Origin of the sequence: Providencia sp. NPDC089933 (assembly GCF_049545585.1) — a bacterium.
Lineage (GTDB): Bacteria > Pseudomonadota > Gammaproteobacteria > Enterobacterales > Enterobacteriaceae > Providencia > Providencia huashanensis.
This window is the reverse complement of record NZ_JBMWDT010000025.1, coordinates 1-12608: the sequence shown is the minus strand read 5'-3', so window position 1 is coordinate 12608 and position 12608 is coordinate 1. Positions and strand designations below refer to the sequence as shown.

At 34.6% G+C, this 12608-nt stretch carries 23 protein-coding genes; 2 read left to right on the top strand and 21 right to left on the bottom strand.

Annotated elements, in window-relative coordinates:
- Positions 1 to 5 precede the first annotated feature (5 nt).
- Genes traV through ACPEH5_RS21990 form a run of 6 tightly spaced genes read right to left on the bottom strand, consistent with a single transcriptional unit; the run spans position 6 to position 3886 of the window.
- The gene (traV, locus tag ACPEH5_RS22015; protein ID WP_423727205.1) at positions 6 to 599 is read right to left on the bottom strand and encodes a type IV conjugative transfer system lipoprotein TraV; all 594 of its coding nucleotides are present in this window, start codon (positions 597 to 599) and stop codon (positions 6 to 8) included.
- A gap of 2 nt (positions 600 to 601) precedes the next feature.
- Positions 602 to 1951 (bottom strand): TrbI/VirB10 family protein, encoded by a 1350-nt coding sequence (locus tag ACPEH5_RS22010; RefSeq protein WP_423727204.1) that lies wholly within the window; start codon positions 1949 to 1951, stop codon positions 602 to 604.
- On the bottom strand, positions 1951 to 2670 hold the full coding sequence (locus ACPEH5_RS22005; RefSeq protein WP_423727203.1) for a TraK domain-containing protein: 720 nt from the start codon (positions 2668 to 2670) through the stop codon (positions 1951 to 1953). The genes ACPEH5_RS22010 and ACPEH5_RS22005 overlap by 1 nt, the downstream gene beginning before the upstream one ends.
- Positions 2667 to 3203, bottom strand: a complete 537-nt coding sequence (locus tag ACPEH5_RS22000; protein ID WP_349420271.1) for a TraE/TraK family type IV conjugative transfer system protein — start codon at positions 3201 to 3203, stop codon at positions 2667 to 2669. Before ACPEH5_RS22000 ends, ACPEH5_RS22005 begins: the two co-directional genes overlap by 4 nt.
- Positions 3204 to 3241: 38 nt before the next feature.
- Positions 3242 to 3541 (bottom strand): type IV conjugative transfer system protein TraL, encoded by a 300-nt coding sequence (gene traL, locus ACPEH5_RS21995; protein WP_115064944.1) that lies wholly within the window; start codon positions 3539 to 3541, stop codon positions 3242 to 3244.
- 21 nt (positions 3542 to 3562) lie between these two features.
- The gene (locus ACPEH5_RS21990; RefSeq protein ID WP_281111392.1) at positions 3563 to 3886 is read right to left on the bottom strand and encodes a type IV conjugative transfer system pilin TraA; all 324 of its coding nucleotides are present in this window, start codon (positions 3884 to 3886) and stop codon (positions 3563 to 3565) included.
- 208 nt (positions 3887 to 4094) lie between these two features.
- Between ACPEH5_RS21990 and ACPEH5_RS21985 the strand changes: the two genes are divergently transcribed.
- Positions 4095 to 4628, top strand: a complete 534-nt coding sequence (locus ACPEH5_RS21985) for a helix-turn-helix transcriptional regulator (RefSeq protein WP_349420268.1) — start codon at positions 4095 to 4097, stop codon at positions 4626 to 4628.
- Here the strand turns inward: ACPEH5_RS21985 and ACPEH5_RS21980 are convergent.
- A complete protein-coding gene (locus ACPEH5_RS21980; RefSeq protein WP_281111394.1) occupies positions 4609 to 4971 on the bottom strand; it encodes a hypothetical protein in 363 nt (120 codons plus the stop codon). The two genes, ACPEH5_RS21985 and ACPEH5_RS21980, sit on opposite strands and share 20 nt — an antisense overlap.
- A gap of 438 nt (positions 4972 to 5409) precedes the next feature.
- Here ACPEH5_RS21980 and ACPEH5_RS21975 point away from each other — a divergent pair, with 438 nt between their 5' ends.
- On the top strand, positions 5410 to 5895 hold the full coding sequence (locus ACPEH5_RS21975) for a lytic transglycosylase domain-containing protein (RefSeq protein WP_423727202.1): 486 nt from the start codon (positions 5410 to 5412) through the stop codon (positions 5893 to 5895).
- Positions 5896 to 5969: 74 nt separating this feature from the next.
- Here the strand turns inward: ACPEH5_RS21975 and ACPEH5_RS21970 are convergent, their stop codons facing one another.
- The 14 genes from ACPEH5_RS21970 to parA all read right to left on the bottom strand — a co-directional run bounded on the left by ACPEH5_RS21970 (position 5970) and on the right by parA (position 12494).
- Positions 5970 to 6104: a hypothetical protein gene (locus ACPEH5_RS21970; RefSeq protein WP_423727201.1), complete on the bottom strand. Its 135-nt coding sequence runs from the start codon at positions 6102 to 6104 to the stop codon at positions 5970 to 5972.
- Positions 6105 to 6172: 68 nt separating this feature from the next.
- Positions 6173 to 6409 carry a hypothetical protein gene (locus ACPEH5_RS21965; RefSeq protein WP_423727200.1) on the bottom strand — a complete coding sequence of 79 codons (237 nt, stop codon included), beginning with the start codon at positions 6407 to 6409 and terminating at the stop codon, positions 6173 to 6175.
- A complete protein-coding gene (locus ACPEH5_RS21960) occupies positions 6409 to 6750 on the bottom strand; it encodes a hypothetical protein (protein WP_423727199.1) in 342 nt (113 codons plus the stop codon). Before ACPEH5_RS21960 ends, ACPEH5_RS21965 begins: the two co-directional genes overlap by 1 nt.
- Before the next feature lie 55 nt (positions 6751 to 6805).
- Positions 6806 to 7045: a hypothetical protein gene (locus ACPEH5_RS21955; RefSeq protein ID WP_423727198.1), complete on the bottom strand. Its 240-nt coding sequence runs from the start codon at positions 7043 to 7045 to the stop codon at positions 6806 to 6808.
- A 94-nt stretch (positions 7046 to 7139) separates the two neighbouring features.
- Positions 7140 to 7337, bottom strand: coding sequence for a helix-turn-helix domain-containing protein (locus tag ACPEH5_RS21950; RefSeq protein WP_272678946.1), 198 nt, complete (start codon positions 7335 to 7337; stop codon positions 7140 to 7142).
- The gene (locus ACPEH5_RS21945; protein WP_272678944.1) at positions 7330 to 7560 is read right to left on the bottom strand and encodes a hypothetical protein; all 231 of its coding nucleotides are present in this window, start codon (positions 7558 to 7560) and stop codon (positions 7330 to 7332) included. Before ACPEH5_RS21945 ends, ACPEH5_RS21950 begins: the two co-directional genes overlap by 8 nt.
- Positions 7553 to 7729 (bottom strand): hypothetical protein, encoded by a 177-nt coding sequence (locus ACPEH5_RS21940; RefSeq protein WP_423727197.1) that lies wholly within the window; start codon positions 7727 to 7729, stop codon positions 7553 to 7555. Before ACPEH5_RS21940 ends, ACPEH5_RS21945 begins: the two co-directional genes overlap by 8 nt.
- Positions 7730 to 7731: 2 nt before the next feature.
- Positions 7732 to 8289, bottom strand: a complete 558-nt coding sequence (locus ACPEH5_RS21935) for a hypothetical protein (protein WP_423727196.1) — start codon at positions 8287 to 8289, stop codon at positions 7732 to 7734.
- A gap of 47 nt (positions 8290 to 8336) precedes the next feature.
- Positions 8337 to 8852, bottom strand: a complete 516-nt coding sequence (locus ACPEH5_RS21930) for a DnaJ domain-containing protein (RefSeq protein ID WP_272678938.1) — start codon at positions 8850 to 8852, stop codon at positions 8337 to 8339.
- A 930-nt stretch (positions 8853 to 9782) separates the two neighbouring features.
- Positions 9783 to 10703 (bottom strand): RepA family replication protein, encoded by a 921-nt coding sequence (locus ACPEH5_RS21925; protein WP_281111361.1) that lies wholly within the window; start codon positions 10701 to 10703, stop codon positions 9783 to 9785.
- 341 nt (positions 10704 to 11044) lie between these two features.
- Positions 11045 to 11287, bottom strand: a complete 243-nt coding sequence (locus ACPEH5_RS21920; RefSeq protein WP_281111362.1) for a hypothetical protein — start codon at positions 11285 to 11287, stop codon at positions 11045 to 11047.
- Positions 11288 to 11296: 9 nt separating this feature from the next.
- The gene (locus ACPEH5_RS21915; RefSeq protein WP_281111363.1) at positions 11297 to 11494 is read right to left on the bottom strand and encodes a hypothetical protein; all 198 of its coding nucleotides are present in this window, start codon (positions 11492 to 11494) and stop codon (positions 11297 to 11299) included.
- A 149-nt stretch (positions 11495 to 11643) separates the two neighbouring features.
- Positions 11644 to 11871: a plasmid partition protein ParG gene (locus tag ACPEH5_RS21910; RefSeq protein ID WP_281111364.1), complete on the bottom strand. Its 228-nt coding sequence runs from the start codon at positions 11869 to 11871 to the stop codon at positions 11644 to 11646.
- A complete protein-coding gene (gene parA / locus ACPEH5_RS21905; protein ID WP_281111365.1) occupies positions 11871 to 12494 on the bottom strand; it encodes a ParA family partition ATPase in 624 nt (207 codons plus the stop codon). Before parA ends, ACPEH5_RS21910 begins: the two co-directional genes overlap by 1 nt.
- Positions 12495 to 12608: the final 114 nt, after the last annotated feature.

The window sequence follows — 12608 nt, the reverse complement described above, 5'->3', positions numbered from 1 at the left end:
TTTGATTACTCCATTCCATGCCAACGTGAATCTTCACTGACAAAGTAGACAATCTCGCCAACATGAACATTATTATCAGGCGATACATACGGAGCTAACCAAACACGCTGAACGCGATCAGGCGTGACAAAAGGCTCTCCTGCCTCTTGATAGCATCGTTTTTGATTGCAGTTTGCGACAGCATGAGTCACGCCAGTTGGCGTTGTGACCGACGTTCTTGTTACGTCATAGTTTGATGTCGTGATTGTTGGGTTATTTCCCATTGGGATAGATTGTGATTTCAATCCCATTGTACTTTTTGCTTTTGATGATGTGGTTGAATTTGAGACAACATTAACGTCACTGACAAATTTAATAGGCAATGTGATATTGGCAATATTGATTAATTTGTAACTATTGAGGTTAAATTTTCCCATCCCACTGTTGCTACTATTTAATGACTGTTCAGTAAAATAGTCATTAGAGCTTTCTGTCATTTCATCCGCTTGTTGCATCCAGTAACCTGAATCTTTTGCAGGTTTATTAAATTCAAACTCACTGTTCATACCAGCACAACCAGAAAGTAAAGCAGGGATAACAATTAAAAGTAGTTTATTCATAATTAGTTTCTCTTATTGTTCGGAGCAACGAATTCATCAAGATTCCCACGCTCAATTTGACCTAATTGGTTAACGAGTTCGGGTGGTAAATCTGAGTTATCCTGATAATCATTGGATGCTTGTCTTTGTTGTTCTGGTGCAGCTTGCGCGGCTTCCTCACTTTCTTGATCTTCAAGAAATTCAGCCCAAAAACCCTCTTGAAAAACCACTTCAACGCGGTTAGCGGAGCCAATAGGGATAATTGGGTGATACTGTTCTGCCAATGCAATATAGTAATCAGCTAATTTATTCGCGGCACTTTGAACACCTTTACCTGCGGATTGTTGAGCAACTTCACCAGCGGAAACGGTATGTTCAGCACCAATCCCAACGGATGTTTGACCAATTTGTGATACAGCATTACCTAAACCGCCAAGTGTCCCTGATGTAAAGGCAAGTCCTAAAATTTGTCCATTACGCATAACAGGAATACCTTTAATGCCATTTTTACCATAAAAAGAAACGTGCCCTTTGACAGCCATATCTATGTGTTTATCGTTGATAACACACGATAAACGTTGTAAACGAACAATTGCTCTTTCACTCGATATGTCTCCATATGTCGCAGCAGTAACAAAACAACCTTCAAGTTTTTCCAATTTCTTATTCTGTGGTAAATGAAGTTTGCCAGTAAGTTTAAACTGCATTGGTGAAGTATCTGTTTCTTTCGCTGTAACCGCTGCATTAGCATCAGCCCCTTCTAAAATAATGGCATTAGAAAATGCACCTGAAGGAATGTAGTAACGCTCTTTTTTCTTTGTCTCTTTTTTTGTGTAAGTGAAATTTTGAGTTTCAAGTAAGCCTTGAATCGGTTTAGGCGCACTGTAACTGACTTTTCTATCGCTTATCCCATATTGCCCTTCACCTATCCGCTCAATCGTCGAGATTTCATTATTTAATGGGGTATCCATATTAGCTTGGGGGGCTTGTAGCGTTTTTTCTTTTTCTAATTGAGCAATTTTCTCTTTAAGGGAGTCAATCTCCTGTTCTTTTTTGTCTAGATGCGTTTTTATATTTTGAAATTCTTTCGTTAATTCTTTTACTGCTTGCTGACTTTCTCTTGCTACCGTTTGGGAGTCAGTAAGCACCTGAGAATCAACTCGTGCATTAAATGTATTCTCAACAGCACCTGTTAAATTGGGTTCAATAATCGAATCATCAACAAATTGAGGTTCATTACCTGCATCCGTCCCTTCCTCCATTTTTTTATTAATGAAATAAATAGCAGAAACAACAATAACAACCGCTACAGTGATAATAGTAAATAATTTACGCTGATTATTTTTAATGTATGAGTTGATATTATTCGCCATTACTTAACTCCTTTTCGCACCACATAAGCGGTTATGCTCGTATTGGGTTTTAAAACCGTTATGTTAGGAGTAAAACTGACAGCCATAACACCCTGTTCCCATAAGTAACGTTCATTGAGTTCTATAGGCTGTACGGTTCGATTAGTCACATTAAATTGCTGAATAATATAGTTATGACCATTCCATGAGTTAATACCTTTTACATCAAGATATTGGGTGATATTTGTTGGTAAATTATGTGTAGCGGATTGCGTTTCAACAAAACCTTTAGGACTTTTTCCTCTCATGACCTGAGTTAATGAGTCTGTAATAAGCCCTGAGTAACTTTCTTTATCTGTCTCAAAGCTAATAGCTTCATCGTTGCCTTTAGCTTGCTTATTATAAACAGTGAGCGAAGCGCCATTAAAATGACTTGAAGGTTGTGCAATGAGCGTGAATGTAAAACCCGTTTCAGTTTCAATAACCATATTGAAACTTTTTGTCGCTTTTGTTGTAAAAACAATTTTTCCGTCGTTAGTTTTGTTATTGCTTAAAATATTTCCACTATTGGCGGTGACAGATATGATTTTATCGTTATAAACTGAAACGACATTAGGATCATTTGTACTCACCTGAGAGGAAATTTTCTGCATGGGTTCGATAGAAATTGAATCTGCCAAGACACCTTTAGACAAAACCATCAATGGAATCACAATTAAGAACTTAATTTTTTTCTTCATTTTTCCATTTCCACAAAGTCAGTAAGTTCGAATTTCCCATTTCGCGTTTCCATTCTTAATCGATAATGTTTCGGAACGGGTTCAGCCTTTTCAATTCCATATGAAAATTGTAAATCACCAACCACATCAACGATGCCATTTGAAGGGCTAACTTTTATCGTTTTTGGGAAGAATACTGAATTACCATTATTAATTTTTAATCGTTGCTTTTCTTGAGATAAAACAGGGATCATGGTTTCCCGAAAACCATCAGCAAGATAAGCACTCAATAACTCATGACTTTGCTCAACAGTTTGAGCATTAACATCAAGTCGTAATCCAATGAAACTCAATGCCATTAAACGCAGATAACGCGCATCCCCTCTCTCTCCTTTGAATGATATTTCTTCATCACTACCTACCATCGGTTTAATGATAATTTGTTTATTACTTACAAGCTGACTCACTAAAATTCGGTAATCAGAATACAACTTGTAATTGAACCCAATAGATAGGATTGTCATAAAAATAAGAACAATGACAGAGATTGCCATTGTCCTCTCGTTTGATTTCTTTAAGTTAATATCCATAGTTATGATATCCAGTATCTAAGGTATGATGCAGGTAACGCATTTATAAAAAAATCAGTGATTGATTTTGGTAAAAACCAGTACACTAAGTTGATTAAATAACTACTTCCTTTCCCCTTCTTGAGTTTTTTAATTGATATGTAAGCTATCGCTAAAATTGGAAAATAAAGAAATGGATTTGAAAAAATTCCTGCGACTGCTAAGGGTACATAGATACAAAATTCATCGAGTGGTAATCCCATCACACGCCTTTGGTTTGAAAGCGTGGATGGAAAGATATACCGGTTTTTCTTTCCATCCATAAATAACCCTACTGCTAATTTTTAGAATAAACCAAATGCAACGTTAACGAAGATCATAACGGCTGCGATACCACCCATCATCATTAAGTTTTTAGTTCTGATGTAGGTAAAGATTGCCATCAAAACTTCAATTACATAAAGGATGTAGATAATCGTCGAATCCTTACCAAAAGATTCCTTAATTTGCGTTTTTCCTGCCGCAAATAAATCTTCTGCATGAGCTTGTAAAGTTGGCATCATCATAATCACAAACCCAATTACAAACAGCATTAAAGTAGTGATTGCACTTTTATTTTGTAAGAAAGAATTCACTTTGTTTTTTAAAACGATTTGATTCATTTTCATAAAACCATCCATATTGTTAATTGATAAAATTCGTTAGCACGTTTTGCTAACCGATTTCGATTTTACTTAAATTGACAAAAAAGTAAACAAGCCACTTGTTTTATTTTAAGTCAAATATCACATATATAAAAAAATATCGTAAGCGTGGTTAATCCGATCACTCTTTAGTGAGAAGATCTGATTTTTGTTTATTTTTAAAGAGAAAATGATGTCTACGGTATCAGGGCGATTAAAAAAGATTATAGATGAACTAGGTATACGACAAAATGATGTGGCAAACCTAACAAATTTGTCACAACAAACGATTAACTACATATTAAAAAAAGGCGTAGAAAAATCATTTTACACATACCAAATCGCACTAGGGTTAGGCGTAAATCCAGAATGGTTAGCACATGGTATAGGAAAGGTTTACTTAGAAAAAAACATTGCTATTCCTTGCTACAATAGCATTTTAGATTTAAAAATTGATTTACCAAATTTGAAAAGAAAAACCTTAGTGAAGGATATTCCTATCGTGATATACAGCTTTAGTGTCTATCTAGATAGTCATAATTTAGTTATCTGCGGCATAGCACCTGATAATGAATTAGATACAAAAGAATACCTGTGCATCCATAACAATCAATACTCACTGATAGAAAATGTAGAAAACAAAGATGCTTATGACCTTTGTTTTCTTGTATTAGAAAAAAGAAAAAGTAATCTAAAAAATGAAAAATTTAAGGAAGTAAATTTTTAGCGATTTCAGCAATTCTTTGTCTTAGTTCCACAAGTTCAGGAGAATCAACGTTATAATCTGTTTCTCCTGTATTGGTCGCCGTCATTCGTGCAAAATGCTCACATGTCAAAAGTAACTTAATAACTATTTCAAACTCTTTTGAATATGCCTTTTGAACATCCCCATCATCCATTAAATTTTTTTTCAGTACAACCGCACCAATTTTAAGCATCTCTAGCGCAACTCCATTTCGGTGAATTGGCGCGTCCTCATCTTCATGATTATCAATTCGATACTTAATAATTTCTTCAATTGTTTTAGCAATACTTTTAGGGATAGTTAATGTAGTTCTAAACGATTCCATTTTTCCACCTTCATAAACTGACATATGTTGACATTTATAATATGCATCAATTTGATGCGCTAAGTATGCGTTGACGCATCAAAAATATCAATAATTTTCAAATAATCATTATTTATCATGCTGATGAAAAATAGCATCAATTTGATGCACTCATGCATCAAAATAGACATTTAGAGTATTTATATCAATAAATTCATAGTATTGTAATTATTGATGCATCTTGATGCGAATTTGATGCGCTAGTGCATCACTTTTAATTTAACAAAGCCATAACAATAAAAGATTAAACTCATATATTACAAATACATACTAACAAAATAACATTTTGCGTATGGTGTGTAGATTATAAAAGACAAAATTGGCAAATTGATTATTTTCCATTAAACTATTTGTGATTTCCAACAAAACGAAGTTTTTTAACTTTAGTGGGGCGAGACTATGCCTAATCGATTTTTTAAAAAAATTTTAATTACTATAATTTTAACGTTTAGTTCATCTTCCTTTGCAGATTGCTTTGAAAGTGCAGGAAAGTATTACGGTATAGATCCCGACTACCTGAGAGCGATTGCATGGCAAGAATCACGATTCAAACATAATGCCATAAACAAAAACTATGACGGGTCGCTTGATGTAGGGATTATGCAAATCAATACCAACACGTTAAACAGTATAAAAAGAGAATATCCAAATTTAACCAAAGACCGTTTACTCAATGAACCCTGCTTAAATATCTTTGTTGGGGGAATGCTACTGAAAAGAAATTTTAATGCTTATGGAAAAAAATGGTTGTCTGTCGGCATGTATAACGCAGGTATGAGAAATAGTAATAAAGTTATTCAAAATCGATATAACTATGCGTCAAAAATAAATCAGCATTATCAAGATTTGAAATTAGGGAAAATAGAACGAATAGCAATCCATTAAAAATTTTTTTCATTGGTTTGAAATATTTCATTTAATACATTAGCAAACAAGGGGCAAAAGCCCCTTGTTTATTATTAACTATTTAAAGTTAGTCTTTCTATATGAATGAGTTGGATAAACTCTCCTAGCTGTTTAATTGTCATAATCGGAAATGTGGCTCTTTTTCCCTTTGCAAAACTTTTTGCGGCTGCTATCATTTTATCTGACATAATAAAAATCCTTAGTAAGTTTTTTTTGTGTCAGAGTCTAGGGGGGGGCTACCCCTTAGACTCAATCATTAAATTACCGAACAAATAAGTGTTTTCCTTACTCGTCGGATAAATTCTACTGCTTCGCGTTCCTCCTTTGAGTTTTGTTTAAATGATGTTTTAGTTACATTAGCTTCACTATCAAACTCGACAACCTGATCTAACTCTCCATTTTTGGAAATGTGATAAGTGTAAAATCCGTTGTATTCGAAAATACTAATGATTTTATAATTAGTGTGGTCAACTTTTAAATCTGAAAGTTTCATTAAATGATTTTCCAATCTACGGTTAAAAATTCTTGTTTACGATAGTTTTCTAATTTCTCTATAAGGTCTAACGTATTTTTAACTTCTGTAGGCTGTGATTCACAAAAAATGACTTGACCATGAACATTATAGGCAGACATAGAAAACTGAATAGTTAAAGGTTCCAAAAACAGATCGTATTCAACAATAGAAATTATAACTACATGTTCAAACAATTTAAATTTTTCTTTTACTTCAATCTTAGATTTTGCTATTTCAAAAAAAATAGCATACTCACCTTTTTTATTCCAAAATATATCTTTCATATTTAATGCGTTTAATACGACATGATACAATTTCATTTTAATGCGCTCCTATTGAATGCCAATGTTTCCACTGGCATTTATTAAATTAGTTTTATTTCATTTTTTTGTAGGTAGTCAATAATGCCGGAGAACCAGAAAAACCTTCTTGAATAAAACCCAATTCTTTACCATCTGCATCAAATATGAATATTGTCGGTTGCTTATTGGAGTTTTTTTGAATGAGGTATTTAAATGGAATTAAACCACTTGCTCTTAAAATTTTATTAGCTGAATTATAATTTTTTTGAGTATTAGTTTTTTTAGTATCAAGTAGCAGATGAGAATATTTCATTTTTTACTCCTACCCTTTGAGGGCTTTGGAAGAAAGGGAACCATTCCGCTTTCAATAAAATCATTATAGTACCCTATAGGGTACTTATCAAGTTTTATTTTTCTAAAATTGAATATTTTTCGTGTTCACCTGCCAATAGTTTTAAGAATTCAATTTCTAACTTACTTGCTGTTTTTTTATTAAAATCAGATGCCATTCTGTTTTTTATCGTTTGCTCTGATAATCCCATAAGTTCAGCAAGCTCACTATTTGACAGCCCTAACTTATCTCTTAATAGTTTTAATTCATTCATTCTCATTTTTCCATTGAGCCAACATGTTATTATAAATAATCAGATCTGCTTCATCGGGTAATGAATCAATTCCAACTCTTATTTTATAGACTTGTTTTTTAGCCGTTTTATTTCCGTCTTTCACATCATTTTTATTTCTGACTTTAATGTTTTTGATAAAAACTAACTGCCCGTTCTCACGGGTCAGATAGTAATTTTTACTGCCTTTGCTGAGTTTAATCATTGATTTTTAAACTCCCGAACATGTAGGGAACATTTGTATAAAACCAAACTCGATACCACTCAACTTCTGAACATATAACCGTTTCAATATTTATCAATTTGATATCATTTTTTTTAATCCAATCGTTTAAATCTCCCAATAACTTAAAATCTTCATAATTTATATTCATTTCTAACCCCTTTCTAACGTTGTGATCATGCCTGCTAATTTAATCAGATTATCTACGGATAACTTATCTATTTCAATTTTATAACCGCTGTACGTTTTTCTAATCATACCGTCTAAACCATTATCAGACTTGAACGAACCTATTACCCCACTCTGCCAGCTACTATGCATTGTAAATAAACGAGATAACATGTTTTTGACAATTAAGTCTTGTTCTTTTTTTTCCTGTTCTTTTACTTTGCTTTCTTTTGCCTTATAAATTTCATCATGAGCAAATACTATGATTTTTCGTTTAATATCCTCGGCAATGTGTACAGGATTTCGATCTTTTGACACCGTACAGCTATGAATTTCTCCGCGATGAATACGAGAATCAAAACTACCCATAATCGAAAAACGATTTTTTTCTTCCCTAACATGAATTGAAAAGCCCATAAATCGGTTAGACGTGATTTTTATTCGATAAGTATCATTATCAAGTAAGTTAATGCGCCAGTTATCACCGAGACAACGACAAACAATGTCAAAAACAGATTGATAACGTTCATTAAAATTTTTCATTTTTATATATCCCATTATGAAAATAGCGGGGTTTCCCCCGCTGTCTGTTATGCTCTGTTTTCTACTCTCTGCCAGCCTGTCGCTGCCCGTTGTCCTTTTGTTCCATACATGGTACGAATTTCATCAATACTGTGTTCTTTGCGATTTCTACGGCTTTTATGTTCTTCTGGGCGGTAAAACCACTGTTTCTTTTTTGCAGCCCATTTACAACCAATTTCTTTTAGTGTGTCTTTGTGCTCTTTAGTTTCTCCGCTAATCCATACCCAGTTTCCGATAACTTCATAAACAATTCCCACTAAACCAGACAATGTTAATAAAACTTCTTCAAGTTCTTCAGTGAAATTGTAATGTGTGCTTTTATCGTTGCTTTGAAATTTATTGATGTTCTCTAAGTTATTCATCAAAAAATCAAAGGCTGCGTTTATGGCTTTCATGAGTTCTGCGCCTAGCGGATTACGATCTGGATGATATTTTAAAGCCGCTTTTTTGTAAGCTTTTTTAATATCTTGTTCTGTTAATTCACCAGATAAACCAAAAATATTTAATGCTTCTTGAACATTCATTTTGTGCTCCTGCCCTGTGAGGGCTTTGGAAGAAAGGGAACCATTCCGCTTTCAATAAGATCATTATAGTACCTTATGAGGTACTTATCAACCTTTTTTTATCTGTTTAATAAAAAATAAGTCATTATTAATCAACAGGTTAAAGATTCATTATCCAGGGGGGAAAACAGATAAATATAATAATGACGTTACGTAAAAAATGACGTAATCACCAAGATAAGGGGCGAGATACAGCTAAAAACGCCTACAATTGCTTATGCGCCCCGAAGCGGAGCATTTGAAGGGAATGGCATAAGCCATGACAGAAAATGCGACTGAGAGCGATTTAGAAAGCACAGAACTATCCCCTGTCCTGTTAGAGCCATTCTGAATATCAGACATCACAATAAATAAACGAACTGCCGCGAAGCGCAACGGTGAGCGGTCAGCGTGGTGTTAGACACGTTGAGCGTGATTTCCGTTGGCTTGGGGGATTTGCGGAGCAAAGACCGCTAGCGCAGTGATCCTTTGGAATAAAGTAAGATTTTCTTTCTGAGTGACAGCGGCAAAGCCGCTTGTAAACGAAGTCCTATTTTATTTTTCTGAGCGGTAGCAGCAAAGCTGCTTACAAGCGAAGGCATTATTTATTTTATCTCTTTAGAGAGCGCGGCTTGAAAAAGCAGAGCCGCATCTCCTTTTATGAAAGGTCGTTTAGTTCAGTAGCTAAAAACGAATTTAACGAAATTTGGTCATAGTAATTCGAAGATAATTGGTGGTCATATCTTCATTCGAAGTTAATTGGTTGTATAACGAACAAAATAAGCAGTGGCAGATAAAATAACTCCGCTTTTTTAATCCGTGTTGGGGTCGCTCTGTTCAAAAAACAAGCTAGTTAAATTTAAGGCAAACGCAATCACCGCCAGTCAAGGCGGTAATTTAACAGGAATCTATTTAGTGGTCGGGAAGGTGCTTAATGTAGTTCAGGAAACAAGCTTGCCCTTGTATCGTCGGGTATAAGGCTTTCATTTCACGTTCGAATGCCATGACAGCCGCAATCGGTTGTGTTACTCGCCACGCTTCAAAGCGTCGCCATGCTGCATGTTCTGGGCTTTCAGGCGTTTTGACACTTTGTGCTAAGGCTTTTTTTTCTTTCAGCGCCTTCGCTAAATGTTTTTTCTCTTGTTTAAGGGCTTCATCTTCACCAATAACTAATGTTTTCAATCTATTGAGTAAATTTCTTAATTTATGTTTATCGTCGAGTGAAGCCACATTAGCACGAGCTAGGCGTAACACATGTTTCGCATAGCGGTTTTGATAGCTCTCTTTCAGTCCTTGCTTTTCCATCCACCGGCTAAAACTGGCTACAATCTCGCGTAGCTCCTGCGTTGAAAAACCAAGCCCATGAAAAAATTCAGGACGTATCCAAATACGCATGGCTTTATATTGTTTCGCTTCGATATCGAAATCACGATCAACAATAATAAGGTTAGCTTGCTCCCAATCTCGTATTGCGTGCAGTATCGGGTCATAACTCTTGCGACCACTTTCATAATGATATAATTGACCGCATAGCTCTGCTAACTTTTCGACAGAACACATCACTTCAAATAGAGCATCACTTTCGGGGTTGTAATCCGCATAGGCAATCATAGCCAAAGCCAATACATCAAACGTTTCTCGACGTTCAGAACGTACTGAGATACGCTGTTTGCGAGCATAACGTAATTCGTAGATATGAGGGTTTCGATTCCAATCATGACGCTTTAACGCGGCAGCAAAGCGACGAACGGGAACTAATTGCGGTAATTTACCCGAAAATGAAGGTAAACAATGCCGATGAATTTTAGTTTTCGATAATGTTAACTCACTCACAAAAACCAAAACTTATGTTGCGCAGAAGGAGCGAACAAAAGAGATCTTGAAATTCTCTACTCATGTCTTTATACTCCCCGTATAGAGCAATCAAGTTCTATACGGAATTTTAGTGTGATGCCCCGATATTCTCAAATAAGTTTGGCGACTGGATGAGATTTCGGGGTTTTTCTTTTAGGGCTTTCAACCCTTTCCCTGACACATTTCTGGCTGTATCCCACCAATTGGAACCGAATTTATCACTTAGAGCTAAAAATGGCAAGAATCAAGTAGCTTGTTCAGTTAACAAACATATTATTAACATATAGAATCGCTATTTCATTGTCCATGTTTTATATCCTTTATGATTCTTGTTTAATGTATTTATACAAAATGGGAATAGCCGTTAAGGCAAATATTGATGCCAACCATGAAACGAGTAACCCAGTACCTATAAGCATGATGATATACATAACTATGAGAAAGATATTCGACGATTTTTTACTAAAAAATTCATCAACAAGGAAACCGCCTACAAAAAAAATAATGGTAAAAAGCACCCCAACTAAAAATATCAAATCAGTATTAATTTCATCAATATTCATTTTTTAACCTTATTTTAATGAATCCTGATAAGCACTAATCGCCTTGTTGTAATCATTGGTACTAACGTTATCAATAACACCATCGCATTCGATTTTGTTAGTTTTTGAGCTTAAAAAACCGTTATCTATGTTGATTTCTAATAATTTACATTGCGTTGTATAGTGGAAACCAAGGGTTAGATTCTCATCCAGAGTTCTTGCCATCATAGCCGATACTCCTGTAGATATGATGCTGAAAGTCATAAAAAACCCAACGAAAACAATATGGTTCCAATCTTTTTTGTAGAAAATATAAAAAACAATCAATAATAATACGCTTATACACAAAAATGTAAGTGTATAATAATCATATACATTCATATATTACCTCTATTTTTTTCAAGCCAATTTTCAATTAGCTCTTGAACAACAGCAGTCATATCGACTTCATTTGACAAACAAGCTAGTTTAAATTGCTTATGTAACTCTTCGGGGATATTCATTTGTAATTTTTTGGTCGGTAAAATTGGTTTTTGAATAGCCGTTACAGCTTTATTTACTTGGGTGTGTTGCCCTAATTTCATGATTGGAATTTCTTTAGCCATTATTTTACTATCTCCATAATTTCTTTAGTGATGTTATCTATCTCACCTTTCGCGCTTGAATCCGATGTATCATAAACAGTCCCACCATCAAGCATCGTTTTAATATACGATTGACGTTGAGTTATTCCTGTTCTTAGCATCTCAACACCAGTAGTTTCAATTGAATGTTTCAAAACTTGCAACATTGTCGTTGTGTTGATTTTTTTAGTAATTAAGAATCTAGCTTCAACTGGTTGTAAATCGTTACGTGCTTCAATAACGGCTAATATAGCGGTACTAGCTGCAAAATCGAGGGGGGAAGGTGTTACAGGTATGATAACCAAGTCACTGATCATGACTGCGGCTGACGATATTTCAGAGATAGCAGCAGCACCATCAATAATGATGTAATCATATTCTTTTAATGCTTTTTTAATTGAATAGACTTCTTTCTGTGAACTTGCAGAAGCCACATCAAATTGGCACCTGTTTTCTTCATACCAATTCCCAATACTTAATTGTGGGTCTGTATCAACGACAACGACCTTATAACCACTTCTAGCTATAGCTGTCGCTATATTTATTGATGATGTTGTTTTTCCAACACCACCCTTTCCATTCAAAAAAGAAATAACCTTAGTCATATATACCTCGCATCATGTAATCATGTAATCATGTAATCATGTAATCATGTAATCATGTAATCATGTAATCATGTAATCATGTAATCATGTAATCATTAAAGCATACTTTAGATA

Coding starts and splice junctions, on each gene's coding strand:
- ACPEH5_RS21965 (WP_423727200.1), bottom strand. CDS start 6,409: ATGAAACTTTCAGATTTAAAAGTTGACCACACTAATTATAAAATCATT.
- ACPEH5_RS21945 (WP_272678944.1), bottom strand. CDS start 7,560: ATGATTAAACTCAGCAAAGGCAGTAAAAATTACTATCTGACCCGTGAG.
- ACPEH5_RS21960 (WP_423727199.1), bottom strand. CDS start 6,750: ATGAAATTGTATCATGTCGTATTAAACGCATTAAATATGAAAGATATA.
- parA (WP_281111365.1), bottom strand. CDS start 12,494: ATGACTAAGGTTATTTCTTTTTTGAATGGAAAGGGTGGTGTTGGAAAA.
- ACPEH5_RS21990 (WP_281111392.1), bottom strand. CDS start 3,886: ATGAAAATGAATCAAATCGTTTTAAAAAACAAAGTGAATTCTTTCTTA.
- ACPEH5_RS21975 (WP_423727202.1), top strand. CDS start 5,410: ATGCCTAATCGATTTTTTAAAAAAATTTTAATTACTATAATTTTAACG.
- ACPEH5_RS21950 (WP_272678946.1), bottom strand. CDS start 7,337: ATGAATGAATTAAAACTATTAAGAGATAAGTTAGGGCTGTCAAATAGT.
- traL (WP_115064944.1), bottom strand. CDS start 3,541: ATGGATGGAAAGAAAAACCGGTATATCTTTCCATCCACGCTTTCAAAC.
- ACPEH5_RS21930 (WP_272678938.1), bottom strand. CDS start 8,852: ATGAATGTTCAAGAAGCATTAAATATTTTTGGTTTATCTGGTGAATTA.
- ACPEH5_RS22010 (WP_423727204.1), bottom strand. CDS start 1,951: ATGGCGAATAATATCAACTCATACATTAAAAATAATCAGCGTAAATTA.
- ACPEH5_RS21915 (WP_281111363.1), bottom strand. CDS start 11,494: ATGATGGCAAGAACTCTGGATGAGAATCTAACCCTTGGTTTCCACTAT.
- ACPEH5_RS21920 (WP_281111362.1), bottom strand. CDS start 11,287: ATGAATATTGATGAAATTAATACTGATTTGATATTTTTAGTTGGGGTG.
- ACPEH5_RS21935 (WP_423727196.1), bottom strand. CDS start 8,289: ATGAAAAATTTTAATGAACGTTATCAATCTGTTTTTGACATTGTTTGT.
- ACPEH5_RS21940 (WP_423727197.1), bottom strand. CDS start 7,729: ATGAATATAAATTATGAAGATTTTAAGTTATTGGGAGATTTAAACGAT.
- ACPEH5_RS21955 (WP_423727198.1), bottom strand. CDS start 7,045: ATGAAATATTCTCATCTGCTACTTGATACTAAAAAAACTAATACTCAA.
- ACPEH5_RS22000 (WP_349420271.1), bottom strand. CDS start 3,203: ATGGCAATCTCTGTCATTGTTCTTATTTTTATGACAATCCTATCTATT.
- traV (WP_423727205.1), bottom strand. CDS start 599: ATGAATAAACTACTTTTAATTGTTATCCCTGCTTTACTTTCTGGTTGT.
- ACPEH5_RS21970 (WP_423727201.1), bottom strand. CDS start 6,104: ATGTCAGATAAAATGATAGCAGCCGCAAAAAGTTTTGCAAAGGGAAAA.
- ACPEH5_RS21910 (WP_281111364.1), bottom strand. CDS start 11,871: ATGGCTAAAGAAATTCCAATCATGAAATTAGGGCAACACACCCAAGTA.
- ACPEH5_RS21980 (WP_281111394.1), bottom strand. CDS start 4,971: ATGGAATCGTTTAGAACTACATTAACTATCCCTAAAAGTATTGCTAAA.
- ACPEH5_RS21985 (WP_349420268.1), top strand. CDS start 4,095: ATGTCTACGGTATCAGGGCGATTAAAAAAGATTATAGATGAACTAGGT.
- ACPEH5_RS22005 (WP_423727203.1), bottom strand. CDS start 2,670: ATGAAGAAAAAAATTAAGTTCTTAATTGTGATTCCATTGATGGTTTTG.